Genomic DNA, 16,089 nt, shown 5'->3' with positions numbered 1-16,089 from the left:
TGCAACATGACCCGACTTGTGGGTAATGTTGCGGCAAACCCCCACCGTCGTGTGATTTACGCCTACCACTTCCTTGCGTGCCTCGCTAGAATGCAAAAATCGCTGTCCATTCATCACCTGTTGCCATGCCGTTCAAACAGGTTCAGTCACGGCGACCAGTCGAATAAAAAAAGGTCAGAACGAAATGCGGATATTGCTCAGCAACGATGACGGCATTCATGCGCCAGGCATTCAGACTCTGGCAAACGCTCTGCGGCAGATTGCTGACGTGCAGGTTGTGGCTCCCGATCGTAACCGAAGCGGTGCCTCCAACTCCTTAACGCTGGAAACGCCTCTGCGTACTTTCACCCATGAAAACGGCGATATCGCGGTTCAGATGGGCACCCCGACCGACTGCGTCTATCTTGGGGTGAATGCGCTGATGCAGCCGCGTCCTGATATTGTGGTGTCAGGCATCAATGCCGGTCCCAATCTGGGCGATGATGTCATCTACTCCGGCACGGTGGCGGCGGCGATGGAAGGGCGACATCTGGGTTTACCGGCGATAGCGGTTTCACTTAACGGCCATCAGCACTACGCCACCGCGGCAGCGGTGACCTGCGCTATCCTCAGGGCGCTGACGCATGAACCGCTGCGTACCGGCCGTATTCTTAACATCAATGTCCCCGATCTGCCGCTGGCCGAACTTAAAGGCATCCGCGTGACGCGTTGTGGTAGTCGCCATCCGGCGGATCAGGTGATTGCGCAGCAGGATCCGCGGGGCAATACCCTCTACTGGATTGGCCCGCCGGGCGAAAAACTGGATGCGGGCCCGGATACGGACTTTGCCGCCGTGGATCAGGGTTACGTTTCTGTGACCGCACTGCATGTCGATTTAACGGCGCACAGCGCGCAGAACGTGCTCAGTGACTGGCTGGCGAAAGCTGAGGTGAACCTGGCATGGTGAATCGGCGTATTGAGACATTGCTGTCACAACTGCGTCAGCAGGGCATTGATGATGAGAACCTGCTGACAGCCATCAGCGAGGTGCCACGCGAACGGTTTATCGACGAGGCGTTTGAGCATAAAGCCTGGGACAATGTGGCCTTGCCTATCGGCTCCGGTCAGACGATCTCACAGCCTTATATGGTCGCGCGGATGACCGCGTTACTCGGCCTGAATCCGCATTCGCGTGTACTGGAGATTGGTACGGGTTCCGGGTATCAGACAGCGATTCTTGCCCATCTGGTAGACCATGTTTATTCAGTGGAACGCATCAAAGGGCTGCAATGGCAGGCCAAACGTCGTCTGAAACAGCTGGATCTGCATAATGTCTCCACCCGCCATGGCGATGGCTGGCAGGGCTGGCCTTCTCGCGGTCCGTTCGATGCCATTATTGTTACCGCCGCTCCACCGGAAATTCCGATTGCGCTGATAGCACAACTGGCAGAAGGCGGCATTATGGTGCTGCCGGTTGGTGAAGATCAGCAGGTACTGAAGCGCCTGCGTCGCCAGGGCGCAGAAGTTACGGAAGAGATTATTGAACCGGTGCGTTTTGTTCCGCTGGTGCAGGGCGATCTCGCCTGATGCTCTTCGTATTTCTTCACAACTGTTTCATGGCACCACCTGGTTGATATTGTTACTATCCAGTTTATTCAACGAAAACACAGATTTTATCGCGCTGCGCAGAGCATTCTGCTGGCCGGTACAGTGAAACAGATAGATCAGCGTTGCCATCACGGGGGATTAATGAGCACGGGAAGCACACTTTTTCAGTTACGCCGTCTGGCGGCACTTTCACTGGTAGGATTCTGGCTGGCAGGCTGCAGCTCCGGCGACAACTCACAGGCACCCATCAGTCGCGTTGGCGATGATGGCGGCATGATGAACAGCCAGGCTGGGGCAGGCCCGGTTTCGGGTGGTGTGCCTGCCGCGCCGTCTCAGGGACAAATGTTAAGCAGAAATTCAGCATCTGTCCCCAGCAATGGCGGAATGATTAGTACCAACAGTAATGTTGAGACGCAAAACGGCCGGATAGTGTACAATCGCAGTTACCAGAATATTCCTAAGGGTAGCTACTCCGGTGAAACGTATACCGTTAAGCGCGGAGACACCTTATTTTACATTGCCTGGATTACCGGCAATGATTTCCGTGATTTAGCCCAGCGCAACAACGTTGCCGCGCCATACAACCTGAATGTGGGCCAGACTTTACAGATTGGTAACGGGGCGGGGCAGCCGATTACCGGTGGCAATCCCATTACCGTTGCTGATGCAACGCAGGGCGGCGTTCCGGCGGCACCACAAATTAAATCGCCTGCTGTTGCACAGCAACCTGTTATTACGTATTCTGATGATTCAGGTAATTCGGGCGGCAGCAAATTGTTGCCTTCGAAAGGAGCAAATGTTGCAACGACAACAGCTCCAGTCGTGACCGCCCCCCCAACGGTGAGCAGTACCACCAACAGTTCAACGCCGGTCGGAAGCTGGCGCTGGCCGACCGATGGGAAGATTATCGATAACTTCTCTGCCGCCGAAGGTGGCAATAAAGGGATCGATATCGCCGGAACGCGCGGACAATCTGTGGTTGCCACTGCTTCAGGACGCGTGGTTTACGCAGGTAACGCACTCCGGGGGTACGGTAATTTAATCATCATTAAACACAACGATGATTACCTGAGCGCCTACGCCCACAACGATACAATGCTGGTTCGGGAACAACAGGAAGTTAAGGCGGGGCAGAAGATCGCTACCATGGGTAGCACCGGAACCAGTTCAGTCAGATTACACTTTGAAATTCGTTACAAGGGGAAATCCGTAAACCCGTTGCGTTATTTACCGCAGCGATAATCCGGCAGAACAACATTGTTTTATGTTCTGCCCTGGAATCACGGGTAGGAGCCGCTTATGAGCCAGAATACGCTGAAAGTAAACGAGTTACATGAGAACGCGGAATTCGATGAGAACGGAGCTGAAATTTTTGACGAGAAGGCACTCGTTGAAAACGAAGCCAGTGATAGCGACGTAGCGGAAGAAGAGTTGCTATCACAGGGTGCGACGCAGCGTGTATTAGATGCGACGCAGCTCTATCTTGGGGAGATTGGCTATTCTCCGTTGTTAACGGCAGAGGAAGAAGTTTTCTTTGCTCGCCGTGCATTGCGGGGTGATATCCCTTCCCGTCGCCGCATGATCGAAAGTAACTTACGCCTGGTAGTGAAAATCGCCCGTCGTTACAGCAATCGCGGTCTGGCACTGCTGGACCTGATTGAAGAAGGTAACCTCGGCCTGATTCGTGCCGTTGAGAAATTTGACCCCGAGCGCGGGTTCCGTTTTTCAACCTACGCTACCTGGTGGATTCGTCAGACCATTGAACGGGCGATCATGAATCAAACCCGTACCATTCGTCTGCCGATTCACATTGTGAAAGAACTGAATGTTTATCTGCGAACTGCGCGTGAACTTTCCCACAAGCTCGACCATGAGCCGAGTGCGGAAGAGATCGCCGATCAGCTTGATAAACCTGTTGAGGACGTAAGCCGTATGTTACGTCTCAACGAACGCATTACCTCAGTTGATACGCCATTGGGCGGTGATTCTGAAAAAGCGCTGCTGGATATTCTGGCCGATGAGAAAGACAACGGCCCTGAAGACACCACGCAGGACGATGATATGAAACAAAGCATCGTCAAATGGCTGTTCGAACTGAACGCCAAGCAGCGTGAAGTGCTGGCACGTCGTTTCGGCCTGTTAGGCTATGAAGCGGCAACGCTTGAGGATGTGGGTCGTGAAATCGGCTTAACTCGTGAGCGTGTACGTCAGATTCAGGTTGAAGGTTTGCGCCGTCTGCGAGAAATCCTGCAGGGTCAGGGCCTCAGCATTGAAGCACTGTTTCGTGAATAATCGTCTGTAAGGTAGTCTGAGTGCGAATGCAAAAAGCGGTGGTGAAAACCACCGTTTTTTTATGCCTGTAGAAAAGTGATTTACAGAAGAATGCCAGCGCCGCACCATGCGTTCACACGATGCGGCGTGCTATCACACCAGTGATTTAAGCCGATAAATCCAGTCGAGCGCCTGACGCGGTGTCAGCGTATCCGGATCCAGCGCCTCAAGCGCTTCTACCGCTGGCGAGGTCTCTTCAACCAGCAGTGGCAGCTGAGAACCATCTACCGTTGATGATGCCGAGTGATTTGAAACGGTTTCCAGCTCTTTCAGCTTGTTGCGCGCCCGTCTGATGACCTCTTTAGGCACGCCCGCCAGCGCGGCTACGGCCAGCCCATAACTTTTGCTCGCTGCACCTTCCTGAACGCTGTGCATAAAGGCAATGGTGTCACCATGCTCAACTGCATCCAGATGGACGTTGACCACGCCTTCCATTTTTTCCGGCAATGTTGTCAGCTCGAAGTAGTGGGTGGCAAACAGCGTCATCGCTTTGATGCGGTTTGCCAGGTTTTCGGCGCATGCCCAGGCCAGCGATAAACCGTCGTAGGTCGAGGTACCGCGTCCAATCTCATCCATCAACACCAGACTGTTTTCAGTGGCGTTATGCAGGATGTTTGCGGTCTCGGTCATCTCAACCATAAAGGTTGAGCGCCCGGAGGCGAGATCGTCAGCGGCACCGACGCGGGTAAAGATACGATCCAACGGGCCAATCAGCGTCTCGTCGGCAGGAACAAAACTGCCAATCCATGCCATCAGCGCAATCAGCGCCGCCTGCCGCATATAGGTACTTTTACCGCCCATATTGGGACCGGTAATGATCAGCATTCTGCGCTGAGGTGCCAGTGATAGCGGGTTAGCAATGAATGGCTCCTTCAGAACCTGTTCAACCACCGGATGGCGACCGCCGCTGATTTTGATTCCGGCTTTATCCTGCAACACAGGACGGCAATAGTTCAGGGTCCAGGCGCGTTCTGCCAGGTTGCTTAACACATCCAGCTCAGCCAGCGCAGCGGCACTGAGTTGCAGCGCCTCAAGGTGCGGCAGCAGCTGATCGAACAGCGCCTCATACAGGCTCTTCTCCAGCGACAGCGCTTTGCCCTTGGAGGTAAGGACTTTGTCTTCGTACTCTTTCAGTTCCGGGATGATGTAGCGCTCAGCATTTTTCAGCGTCTGACGGCGGACATAGTGCATCGGGACCTGATGGCTCTGGCCACGGCTCACCTGAATGTAATAGCCATGCACACCGTTAAAGCCGACCTTCAGCGTATCGAGTCCCAGCTTTTCGCGTTCACGGATCTCCAGCCGGTCAAGGTAGTCGGTTGCGCCGTCGGCCAGCGCGCGCCACTCATCCAGCTCGGCGTTGTAACCGGGCGCAATCACGCCGCCGTCGCGGATTAGCACTGGCGGGGAGTCGATGATCGCCTGCTCCAGCAGCTCACGCAGCGCGGTGAACTCGCCCATTTGGGTGCGCAGCTTCTGTAGCTGTGGTGCTTCAACACCGGCCAGCAACTGATTGAGTTCCGGCAGTTGCTGAAATGCGTGGCGCATGCGGGCCAGATCGCGCGGACGCGCGGTGCGCAGTGCCAGACGCGCCAGGATTCGCTCCAGATCGCCGACCTGACGCAGCACCGGTTGCAGAGCATCGCTGAGATTCTGCAGCTCAGCAATCGACTCCTGACGCTGGTTAATGATGCGCACATCACGCAGCGGCATATGCAGCCAGCGCTTCAGCATCCGGCTGCCCATCGGGGTGACGGTTTTATCCAGCACGGCCGCTAAGGTGTTGTCAGTACCGCCGGCCAGGTTCTGGGTAATCTCCAGATTGCGGCGGGTAGCGGCATCCATGATGATGCTATCCTGCTGCCGCTCCATGCTCAGCGAGCGGATGTGCGGCAGGGTGGTGCGCTGGGTATCTTTGGCATACTGCAGCAGACAGCCCGCCGCACTCAGTCCGAGGTGCGCGTTCTCTACGCCGAAGCCATTGAGATCGCGAGTGCCGAACTGCAGGTTCAGCTGCTGGCGCGCGGTGTCAATCTCAAACTCCCACAGCGGACGACGGCGCAGGCCACGACGCTGATCGATCAGCGACATCGCCTGAAAATCTTCGGGGTAGAGCAGCTCAGCGGGATTGGTGCGCTGCAACTCTGCCGCCATGGTTTCGGCATCAGCCGGTTCGCTTAAGCGAAAACGGCCTGAGCTGATATCCAGCGTGGCGTAGCCAAAACCGCGCGAACTTTGCACAATCGCCGCCAGCAGATTGTCATGCCGCTCCTGCAACAGCGCCTCATCACTGATGGTGCCGGGCGTTACAATGCGAACCACTTTGCGCTCGACCGGTCCTTTGCTCAGCGCCGGATCGCCTATCTGCTCGCAGATGGCAACGGATTCGCCCAGCTGAACCAGCTTAGCCAGATAGCCTTCAACCGCATGATAGGGTACACCCGCCATCGGGATCGGTTCGCCCGCGGACGCGCCGCGTTTGGTAAGTGAAATCTCCAGCAGCTGCGAGGCGCGCTTTGCGTCGTCATAAAACAGCTCGTAGAAGTCACCCATCCGGTAAAACAGCAGAATATCAGGATGCTCCGCCTTGAGGCGCAGGTACTGCTGCATCATGGGGGTATGGGAAGGAAAGTCCTTTTCGGTTGGCTCTTGCATAAGGTTTTAACTCATCTTTAATGCGGTAAATTTCTGGCGGTCAACGCCCATGAAACCGAAAGGATTCGCGTCGGCGCGCAGGATAACCAGATGATAACGAATAGGACAGGGCATATGCCAGCCTGATAAACGCCCTGATCCTGACCGGGTGTAACCTGACAGGCATCCTGGCAAATGTGGCGACGGCTGGCGACAGAAAAGTGGCATTTTTCATGACGCTGGCGCGGTGCTGCGAGGCGGCTCGCGATTTCTGCGTCAGTTTATGGCGTACGGGGGGCGGCGCTACAGCGCACAGCAGAAGGGAAAATGCTCAGTGCAGCCCGTTCTGCAGCGCCCAGACGGCGGCTTCGAGCCGGGATTTGAGGTTCATTTTTTTCAGCAGATATTTGACGTGAACCTTGACCGTGCTTTCGCTGATGTCCAGTTTGCGGGCAATCGCTTTGTTGGTCATTCCATCGCTGATCAGTTGCAGGATGTCGCGTTCACGCCGGGTCAGCTGGCTGATATCGCGCGTCTGTGCAGGCTGCGAATCGCGCAACCTCGCAACCAGAATCGGGGTTAACACTTCGCTCAGTACGATCTGTCCGGCGGCGGCCTGATGCAGCGCTTTCAGCAAGGCTTCCGGTTCCATATCTTTCAACAGATAGCCATCCGCGCCGCGCTTCAGCGCGCTGATCACATCCTCTTCATTATCGGAAACGCTGAACACGACTACCCGGCCAGAAAGGGCGATTTCGCGCAGCTGGGTCAGGGTATCCAGCCCGTTCAGACCCGGCATATTGAGATCCAGAAGGATCAGGTCGGGATCGTGCTGTTGTGCCAGTGCCAGACCCTCAATGCCGTTACCCGCTTCGGCCACCACCTGCAATCGTTCATCCAGCGCAATCAGCTGCTTCAGACCGTTGCGCAGCATAGGGTGGTCATCGATTAATAAGAGCGTAAATTTCTCTGCCGTCACAATTTTTCCTGTCCTGTACACCAGCCCTGTGCGGGCGACGGTGCCTATCTTACCGGTGAAGCGGGGTCGCTATATACCCCTAAAGGACTACTCCTTTATTTCCATTCAGATGCCCTTTTGCTGAAGGCGTTCGCAGCTGCAATTAAACCGCATGATTTATAAGGGTTATCTGCACTCAGTCAACTACTTAACCGGGATGAGCTGAGATTGCCACGCCTTTGTAACCTGCATTGCCGTTGATTTGTATCAAGCAAGCCACCAGGCCGGATGCGCAGGATATGCACAATTATTATTCTGCTGATGAGAGATTTATGACCCAATCTGCCCCATTGCAAACCCCGACGCGCGGCGCGTTAATCCAGGACTGGCAACCTGAAAACGAGGCGTTCTGGCAGACGCGCGGCAAGCGTATCGCCAGCCGTAATCTGTGGATTTCTGTTTTTTGCCTGCTGCTGGGCTTCTGCGTCTGGATGCTGTTCAGCACCGTCGCGGTGAATCTGAATAAAGTCGGCTTTAACTTCACTACGGAGCAGCTCTTTTTACTGACTGCGCTGCCGTCGGTGTCCGGGGCGCTGCTGCGTGTGCCTTACTCTTTTGTTATTCCCATCTTTGGTGGCCGCCGCTGGACCGCCTTCAGCACCGGTATCCTGATTATCCCCTGCCTGTGGCTCGGCTTTGCGGTACAGGACAGTCAGACCTCATTCGCCACGTTTATGGTGATCTCTCTGCTGTGCGGATTTGGTGGCGCTAATTTTGCTTCGAGCATGGGCAATATCAGCTTCTTCTTCCCTAAAGCCCATCAGGGCGGCGCGCTGGGTATCAACGGCGGCCTTGGTAATCTTGGCGTCAGCGTGATGCAGTTTGTCGCACCGCTGGCAATTTCCTGTGCCATTTTTGGCTTTGCCGATGTGGGTCATACCACCGTCACCGGCGACAATATCTGGCTGGAAAATGCGTCCTGGATCTGGGTGCCACTCCTGGCGATCGGCACGCTCGCGGCCTGGTTCGGCATGAATGATCTCGCGGCGGCAAAATCCTCGCTGCGTGAGCAGTTGCCGGTGCTGAAACGTCCGCATTTGTGGATTATGGCACTGCTCTATCTGGCGACCTTCGGTTCCTTTATCGGATTTTCTGCTGGCTTCGCCATGCTGACGAAAACGCAATTTCCGGATGTTGTGATCATGCATTACGCCTTTTTCGGCCCGCTGATTGGTGCGCTGGCCCGTTCAGCAGGCGGCATCGTTTCTGACCGCCTCGGCGGTACCCGCGTCACGCTGGTCAACTACATCCTGATGGCGCTGTTTGCCGCGCTGCTGTTCCTCACGCTGCCGGGAGACGGACATGATGGCTCGTTCATCGCCTTCTTCACCGTGTTTATGGGCCTGTTCCTGACCGCCGGTCTGGGCAGTGGCTCCACCTACCAGATGATTGCGGTGATCTTCCGCAAGCTGACGCTGGAACGTATCAAAGCTGAAGGTGGTGACGATGCGCATGCGCAGCGTGAAGCGGCAACTGAAACCTCGGCTGCGCTGGGCTTTATCTCCGCCATTGGTGCACTGGGCGGCTTCTTTATTCCACAGACCTTTGGCCTGTCGCTCGCCATGACCGGTTCACCCGCTGGCGCGATGAAAATCTTCCTGGTCTTCTATCTCTGCTGCATCGCCGTGACCTGGCTGGTTTACGGACGAAAAGCCCGCGCCTGATAACGACAAAGCCGGTGTGGCGCACCGGCATCATTTTACTTTCTGTGTCGCGACAGATGCAGAGTCAGCAATGTCATACAAAGCCTTCAGGAGTATTCCGGATGAGCAAGTTTCTTGATCGATTTCGTTATTTTAAACAGCTGGCCGAGCCCTTTTCCGGTCAGCATGGCCAGACCTTAAACAGTAACCGCGACTGGGAAGATGGCTACCGCAGCCGCTGGCAGCACGATAAAATCGTGCGCTCCACCCACGGTGTTAACTGTACCGGCTCCTGCAGCTGGAAAATCTACGTGAAAAACGGCCTGGTCACCTGGGAGACCCAGCAGACCGACTATCCGCGTACCCGTCCCGATCTGCCCAACCATGAGCCGCGCGGCTGCCCACGCGGAGCGAGCTACTCCTGGTATCTCTACAGCGCTAACCGCCTGAAATATCCGCTGATGCGCAAGAAGCTGATTCAGCTGTGGCGCGACGCGAAAGCACAGCACAGCGATCCGGTGGATGCCTGGGCATCCATTATCAGCAATCCGGAAAAGGCTAAAAGCTACAAGCAGGCGCGCGGACGCGGTGGCTTTGTCCGCTCCAGCTGGCAGGAAGTGAACGAGATGATCGCTGCTGCGAACATCTGCACCGCGAAGACGTACGGCCCTGATCGCATTATGGGATTCTCGCCGATTCCGGCAATGTCGATGGTCTCCTACGCCGCCGGCGCTCGTTATCTGTCACTGATCGGCGGAACCTGCCTGAGCTTCTATGACTGGTATTGCGATCTGCCGCCTGCGTCACCGATGACCTGGGGCGAGCAGACCGACGTGCCGGAATCGGCCGACTGGTACAACTCTTCTTACATTATTGCCTGGGGCTCGAACGTGCCGCAGACCCGTACCCCGGATGCGCACTTCTTCACGGAGGTCCGCTATAAAGGGACGAAAACCGTGGCCATTACCCCGGACTATGCCGAAGTCGCGAAGCTGTGCGACCAGTGGCTGAGTCCGAAGCAGGGTACCGACAGCGCGATGGCGCTGGCGATGGGCCATGTGATGTTAAAAGAGTTTCACCTTGATCGCGAAGTCGGCTATTTCCGTGACTACGTGCGCCGCTATACCGATATGCCGATGCTGGTGCTGCTGGAGCCGCGTGAGGGCGGCTACTATGCCGCAGGCCGTCAGCTACGCGCCAGCGATCTGGTGGATGGCCTGGGTCAGGAGAATAACCCGGAGTGGAAAACCGTGGCGCTGGATCAGGCGACCGGTGAACTGATTGCGCCGCAGGGTTCAATCGGCTTCCGCTGGGGTGAAAAAGGCAAATGGAATCTGGAGCAGCGTGACGGCCTGTCGCAAAAAGAAGTGGAGCTGCAGCTCAGCCTGCTCGGCAGCCACGATGAGGTCGTTGAAGTCGGCTTCCCTTACTTTGGCGGCATCACCCGCGAGCATTTTAAAAGCGTCGCGCTGGATGAGATTCTGCTGCACAAGCTGCCGGTGAAACGCCTGCAGCTGGCGGATGGCAGTGAAGCGCTGGTCACCAGCGTCTACGATCTGACCCTGGCGAACTACGGTCTGGATCGCGGTCTGGATGATGCCAACTGCGCGCAAAGCTACGACGAGATCAAAGCCTATAGTCCGGCGTGGGCTGAGCAGATTACCGGCGTCTCCAGGCAGAACATCATCCGCATTGCCCGTGAGTTTGCCGAAAACGCCGAAAAAACCCGCGGCCGTTCGATGATCATCGTCGGTGCGGGCATGAACCACTGGTATCACATGGATATGAACTACCGTGGTCTGATGAACATGCTGATTTTCTGCGGCTGCGTCGGTCAGAGCGGCGGGGGCTGGGCGCACTATGTCGGTCAGGAGAAACTCCGTCCGCAGACTGGCTGGACCCCGCTGGCCTTTGGCCTCGACTGGCAGCGTCCGCCGCGTCAGATGAACAGCACCTCTTTCTTTTACAACCACGCCAGTCAGTGGCGCTATGAAACCCTGGCGACCAGCGAACTGCTGTCACCGCTGGCAGATAAAAGTCGCTACAGCGGCAGCCTGATCGACCTTAACGTGCGTTCCGAACGCATGGGCTGGCTGCCTTCCGCGCCGCAGCTTAACGTCAACCCGCTGCACATCGCGGAACAGGCGAAAGCCGCCGGTCAGTCACCGCTGGATTACACCGTGGAAAGCCTGAAGCAGGGCGCTATTCGGTTCGCCGCTGAACAGCCGGACGATCCGCAGAACTTCCCGCGTAACCTGTTTGTCTGGCGTTCCAATCTGCTCGGCTCCTCAGGCAAAGGGCATGAGTACATGCTGAAATATCTGTTGGGTACAGAAAACGGCATTCAGGGTAAAGATTTAGGTCAGCAGGGCCGCGTGAAGCCGGAAGAAGTGGAGTGGCTGGATCAGGGTGCCGAAGGCAAGCTGGATTTGGTGGTCACACTCGACTTCCGTATGTCGAGCACCTGTCTCTACTCTGACGTCGTGCTGCCAACCGCCACCTGGTATGAAAAAGACGATATGAATACTTCGGATATGCATCCGTTTATTCATCCGCTCTCGGCCGCTGTTGATCCTGCCTGGGATTCAAAAAGCGACTGGGAGATCTATAAAGGCATCGCCAAAGCCTTCTCCGAACTCTGTCCTGGCCATTTAGGTGTTGAAACCGATGTGGTGACACTGCCGGTGTTGCATGACTCACCCGCAGAACTGGCGCAGCCGTTTGAGGCGAAAGACTGGAAAAAAGGCGAGTGTGACCTGATTCCGGGCAAAACTGCGCCACACATTATGGTGGTAGAGCGCGACTATCCGGCGACCTGGGAGCGCTTTACCTCGCTGGGACCGCTACTGGATACCCAGGGTAACGGCGGCAAAGGCATCAGCTGGAACACCAGCAAAGAGGTCGATTTCCTCAAGCAGCTTAACTATGTCAAAGCGGATGGCCCGGCAGCGGGACGGCCAAATATTGACACGGCGATCGATGCAGCCGAAGTGATCCTGGCACTGGCACCAGAAACCAATGGTCAGGTGGCGGTGAAAGCCTGGCAGGCGCTGGGCGCAATTACCGGCCGTGACCACACGCATCTGGCACTGAACAAAGAAGATGAGAAGATTCGCTTCCGCGATATTCAGGCGCAGCCGCGCAAAATTATCTCCAGCCCGACCTGGTCAGGTCTGGAAGATGAACATGTCTCCTACAACGCCTGCTACACCAACGTTCATGAGCTGATCCCGTGGCGTACCCTGAGCGGTCGTCAGCAGCTCTATCAGGACCATGAATGGATGCGCGCCTTCGGTGAGAGCCTGATGGTCTATCGTCCGCCTATCGATACCCGTGCGGCGAAGCCGTTGCTGAACAGCAAACCCAACGGTAACCCGGAGAAGGCGCTTAACTTCCTGACGCCCCATCAGAAGTGGGGCATTCACTCCACCTACAGCGACAACCTGCTGATGCTGACGCTGTCACGCGGCGGCCCGATTGTCTGGATGAGTGAAGATGACGCCCGTGAGCTGGGCATTGTGGATAACGACTGGATAGAAGCGTTCAACGCCAATGGTGCACTGACCGCGCGTGCGGTCGTGAGCCAGCGCATCCCGGCCGGTATGACCATGATGTACCACGCCCAGGAACGCATCGTGAATATTCCCGGCTCGGAGATCACCAGCCAGCGCGGCGGCATCCATAACTCCGTGACGCGAACCTGCCCGAAACCGACCCATATGATTGGCGGTTATGCCCAGCTCTCATGGGGCTTTAACTACTACGGCACCGTCGGCTCAAACCGCGATGAGTTCGTGGTGGTCAGAAAAATGAATAACGTTAACTGGTTAGATGGGGAAGGCAACGATGCCTGCCAGGGCAGCCAGCAGGAGGTAAAACCATGAAAATTCGTTCACAGGTCGGCATGGTGCTGAACCTCGACAAATGTATCGGCTGCCACACCTGTTCGGTGACCTGTAAAAACGTCTGGACCAGCCGCGAGGGCATGGAGTACGCCTGGTTTAACAACGTCGAAAGCAAACCTGGCGTCGGCTATCCGCACGCCTGGGAAGATCAGCAGAAGTGGAAGGGCGGCTGGATCCGTAAGATCAACGGCAAACTGGAGCCGCGCATGGGCAATCGCGTCGGCCTGCTGTCGAAGATCTTCGCCAACCCGGATGTGCCTGCACTGGATGATTACTATGAGCCGTTCGATTTTGATTATCAGCATCTGCACAACGCCCCTGCCGGTAAACATCAGCCGATTGCACGTCCGCGCTCGCTGATCACCGGTCAGCGGATCAAAAAGATCGAAAACGGCCCGAACTGGGAAGAGATCCTGGGCGGCGAATTTGCCAAACGCTCACAGGATAAGAACTTCGATAATATCCAGAAGGAGATTTACGGCCAGTTTGAACACACCTTCATGATGTACCTGCCACGCCTGTGTGAGCACTGCCTTAACCCGGCGTGCGTGGCAACCTGCCCCAGTGGCGCAATCTACAAGCGCGGCGAAGATGGCATTGTGCTGATCGACCAGGATAAATGTCGCGGCTGGCGGATGTGCCTCACTGGCTGTCCATACAAGAAGATCTACTTCAACTGGAAAAGCGGCAAATCAGAAAAATGCATTTTCTGTTATCCACGTATTGAAGCGGGCCAGCCCACCGTCTGCTCGGAAACCTGTGTCGGCCGGATCCGCTATCTCGGCGTGCTGCTCTATGACGCTGACCGCATTGAACAGGCGGCTGCTGCGGAAAACGAACAAGATCTCTATCAGAGCCAGCTGGAAATCTTCCTTGATCCCCACGATCCCGTGGTGATCGCCCAGGCGCTGAAAGATGGTGTCGCACAGAGCGTGATCGATGCCGCGCAACGTTCACCGGTTTATAAAATGGCGATGGAGTGGAAGCTGGCGCTGCCGCTTCACCCTGAATACCGCACGCTGCCGATGGTCTGGTATGTGCCGCCACTGTCACCGATTCAGTCGGCGGTGGATGGCGGGGCGCTGGCACATACCGGCGTGCTGCCGGATGTGGAAAGCCTGCGTATTCCGGTTGAGTACCTGGCGAACCTGCTGACCGCAGGCGACACCGCGCCGGTGCTGCTGGCACTGAAACGCATGCTGGCGATGCGCCATTACAAGCGCGCAGAAAGCGTGGACGGTGAGCATGATATCCGGGCGCTGGAGCAGGTCGGTCTGACCGAAGCGCAGGCGCAGGAGATGTACCGCTATCTGGCGATCGCCAACTATGAAGATCGCTTTGTGGTGCCTTCAAGTCATCGAGAACTGGCGCGTGAAGCCTTTCCGGAAAGCAAAGGCTGTGGCTTCAGCTTTGGCGATGGCTGCCATGGCAGCGACAGCAAATTTAACCTGTTTAACAGCCGCCGTATCGATGCCATTGACGTCAGCAGGAAAACCAGCCGCCCGGAGGATGCCTCATGATCACGCTGCGTGTTGTGTCGCGCCTGCTGGACTACCCGGACGAGGCGCTGTTTACCCACTATCCCGACCTGATCGCGGCGCTGGAAGAGGCCAGCGAACTCAACCTGCAGCAGAGTACACGGCTGGTGAGCTTTATCAATCAGCTCTGCACCCGGCCCATGCTGGACGTGCAGGCTGACTACTGCGAACTGTTTGATCGCGGCCGCGCCACCTCGCTGCTGCTGTTTGAACATGTGCACGGTGAGTCCCGCGATCGCGGTCAGGCGATGGTTGATCTGCTGGAACAGTACCGGGCTGACGGTCTGGAACTGGACAGCAAAGAGTTGCCCGATTATCTGCCGCTCTACCTCGAATATCTCGCCTGTAAAAGCGATAAGGCCGCGCGTCAGGGACTGGAAGACATCGTGCCAATCCTGGCCTTGCTGGCCGCGCGACTGGAAGCGCGACAGAGTCCTTATGCTGACCTGTTCACAGTGTTACTGACGCTTTCCGGCAGCGCAGTCGATCCTGCGGCCCTTAAGCCCCAAGTGGCGCAGGAAGCGCGCGACGATACTCCGGCCGCACTCGATGCGGTCTGGGAAGAGGAGCAGATTAAATTTCTCGGCGAACAGGGCTGTGCCTCAGCGCAGCAGGCGATGCATCAGCGTCGCTTCGCCGATGCGGTCGCGCCGCAGTATCTGGATATCGGCGCGGCGACGGCGCGCACCACAGGAGAATCAGCATGAATTTCATTAACACTTTCTTCTTCGATATTTATCCCTACCTGGCCGGAACAGTTTTCCTGGTCGGAAGCTGGCTGCGCTATGACTACGGGCAGTACAGCTGGCGGGCCGGTTCCAGTCAGATGCTGGACAAAAAAGGGATGCGGCTCGCCTCTAACCTGTTCCACATCGGCATCATCGGGATCTTCTTCGGTCATATCGTCGGGATGCTGACCCCGCACTGGATGTATGAATCCTTCCTGCCGATCGACGTGAAGCAGAAGCTGGCGATGATAGCCGGTGGTCTGTTTGGTGCGATGACGCTGGCGGGTGGGGCGCTGCTGCTGAAGCGCCGTCTGACCAATCCTCGGGTGCGGGCGACCAGCAGCGTCGGCGACATTCTGATCCTGACGCTGCTGGTAGCGCAGGCTACGCTGGGTCTGCTGACCATTCCGTTCTCTGCTCAGCATATGGACGGCAGTGAGATGATGAAGCTGGTGGGCTGGGCGCAGGCGGTAGTGACCTTCCACGGTGGTGCATCGCAGCATCTTGAGGGCGTCGCGTTTATCTATCGCGTGCACATGGTACTGGGCATGACGCTGTTCCTGCTGTTCCCGTTCTGTCGTCTGGTGCATATCTGGAGCGCACCGGTTGAATATCTGACCCGCCGTTATCAGCTGGTGAGAAACCGCCGCTAACCCCGGAATGGCTGCGGGGGAAATATCGCCCCGCAGCCCTTTTAACCGACGG

General features: G+C 56.6%; 11 protein-coding genes. 9 read left to right on the top strand and 2 right to left on the bottom strand.

The window, feature by feature from the left end:
- Positions 1-184 precede the first annotated feature (184 nt).
- The 4 genes from surE to rpoS all read left to right on the top strand — a co-directional run bounded on the left by surE (position 185) and on the right by rpoS (position 3,879).
- Complete coding sequence (gene surE, locus F3I20_RS13240) at positions 185-946, top strand: 5'/3'-nucleotidase SurE (RefSeq protein WP_150014618.1); 762 nt, start codon at positions 185-187, stop codon at positions 944-946.
- Positions 940-1,566, top strand: coding sequence for a protein-L-isoaspartate(D-aspartate) O-methyltransferase (locus F3I20_RS13235; RefSeq protein WP_150014616.1), 627 nt, complete (start codon positions 940-942; stop codon positions 1,564-1,566). Before surE ends, F3I20_RS13235 begins: the two co-directional genes overlap by 7 nt.
- Positions 1,567-1,728: 162 nt before the next feature.
- Complete coding sequence (nlpD, locus tag F3I20_RS13230) at positions 1,729-2,829, top strand: murein hydrolase activator NlpD (RefSeq protein ID WP_150014614.1); 1,101 nt, start codon at positions 1,729-1,731, stop codon at positions 2,827-2,829.
- 57 nt (positions 2,830-2,886) lie between these two features.
- Positions 2,887-3,879 (top strand): RNA polymerase sigma factor RpoS, encoded by a 993-nt coding sequence (rpoS, locus tag F3I20_RS13225; RefSeq protein ID WP_150014612.1) that lies wholly within the window; start codon positions 2,887-2,889, stop codon positions 3,877-3,879.
- Positions 3,880-4,011: 132 nt separating this feature from the next.
- On the opposite strand, the gene mutS is transcribed toward rpoS, so the two are convergent.
- A complete protein-coding gene (mutS, locus tag F3I20_RS13220; RefSeq protein WP_150037771.1) occupies positions 4,012-6,573 on the bottom strand; it encodes a DNA mismatch repair protein MutS in 2,562 nt (853 codons plus the stop codon).
- Positions 6,574-6,883: 310 nt separating this feature from the next.
- On the bottom strand, positions 6,884-7,531 hold the full coding sequence (narL, locus tag F3I20_RS13215; protein WP_150014608.1) for a two-component system response regulator NarL: 648 nt from the start codon (positions 7,529-7,531) through the stop codon (positions 6,884-6,886).
- 311 nt (positions 7,532-7,842) lie between these two features.
- Here narL and F3I20_RS13210 point away from each other — a divergent pair, with 311 nt between their 5' ends.
- From F3I20_RS13210 to narI, 5 genes are all read left to right on the top strand, one after another.
- The gene (locus F3I20_RS13210) at positions 7,843-9,234 is read left to right on the top strand and encodes a NarK family nitrate/nitrite MFS transporter (protein ID WP_150014606.1); all 1,392 of its coding nucleotides are present in this window, start codon (positions 7,843-7,845) and stop codon (positions 9,232-9,234) included.
- Positions 9,235-9,335: 101 nt separating this feature from the next.
- Complete coding sequence (locus tag F3I20_RS13205; protein ID WP_150019353.1) at positions 9,336-13,097, top strand: nitrate reductase subunit alpha; 3,762 nt, start codon at positions 9,336-9,338, stop codon at positions 13,095-13,097.
- Positions 13,094-14,638 (top strand): nitrate reductase subunit beta, encoded by a 1,545-nt coding sequence (gene narH, locus F3I20_RS13200; protein WP_150037770.1) that lies wholly within the window; start codon positions 13,094-13,096, stop codon positions 14,636-14,638. The genes F3I20_RS13205 and narH overlap by 4 nt, the downstream gene beginning before the upstream one ends.
- Positions 14,635-15,363 carry a nitrate reductase molybdenum cofactor assembly chaperone gene (narJ, locus tag F3I20_RS13195; RefSeq protein WP_150037769.1) on the top strand — a complete coding sequence of 243 codons (729 nt, stop codon included), beginning with the start codon at positions 14,635-14,637 and terminating at the stop codon, positions 15,361-15,363. The genes narH and narJ overlap by 4 nt, the downstream gene beginning before the upstream one ends.
- On the top strand, positions 15,360-16,037 hold the full coding sequence (gene narI / locus F3I20_RS13190; RefSeq protein ID WP_098052529.1) for a respiratory nitrate reductase subunit gamma: 678 nt from the start codon (positions 15,360-15,362) through the stop codon (positions 16,035-16,037). Before narJ ends, narI begins: the two co-directional genes overlap by 4 nt.
- The last annotated feature ends 52 nt before the right edge of the window (positions 16,038-16,089 follow it).

The sequence above is a fragment of the Candidatus Pantoea gossypiicola genome (assembly GCF_008632075.1).
Lineage (GTDB): Bacteria > Pseudomonadota > Gammaproteobacteria > Enterobacterales > Enterobacteriaceae > Pantoea > Pantoea gossypiicola.
The sequence above is the reverse complement of the archived record's forward strand: the minus strand, read 5'-3'. Positions and strand labels throughout refer to the sequence as shown.

What these genes read in the sequence shown, in the direction of transcription:
- F3I20_RS13235 (WP_150014616.1), top strand. Translation starts at nt 940, where the DNA reads ATGGTGAATCGGCGTATTGAGACATTGCTGTCACAACTGCGTCAGCAG.
- rpoS (WP_150014612.1), top strand. Translation starts at nt 2,887, where the DNA reads ATGAGCCAGAATACGCTGAAAGTAAACGAGTTACATGAGAACGCGGAA.
- nlpD (WP_150014614.1), top strand. Translation starts at nt 1,729, where the DNA reads ATGAGCACGGGAAGCACACTTTTTCAGTTACGCCGTCTGGCGGCACTT.
- F3I20_RS13210 (WP_150014606.1), top strand. Translation starts at nt 7,843, where the DNA reads ATGACCCAATCTGCCCCATTGCAAACCCCGACGCGCGGCGCGTTAATC.
- mutS (WP_150037771.1), bottom strand. Translation starts at nt 6,573, where the DNA reads ATGCAAGAGCCAACCGAAAAGGACTTTCCTTCCCATACCCCCATGATG.
- surE (WP_150014618.1), top strand. Translation starts at nt 185, where the DNA reads ATGCGGATATTGCTCAGCAACGATGACGGCATTCATGCGCCAGGCATT.
- F3I20_RS13205 (WP_150019353.1), top strand. Translation starts at nt 9,336, where the DNA reads ATGAGCAAGTTTCTTGATCGATTTCGTTATTTTAAACAGCTGGCCGAG.
- narJ (WP_150037769.1), top strand. Translation starts at nt 14,635, where the DNA reads ATGATCACGCTGCGTGTTGTGTCGCGCCTGCTGGACTACCCGGACGAG.
- narI (WP_098052529.1), top strand. Translation starts at nt 15,360, where the DNA reads ATGAATTTCATTAACACTTTCTTCTTCGATATTTATCCCTACCTGGCC.
- narH (WP_150037770.1), top strand. Translation starts at nt 13,094, where the DNA reads ATGAAAATTCGTTCACAGGTCGGCATGGTGCTGAACCTCGACAAATGT.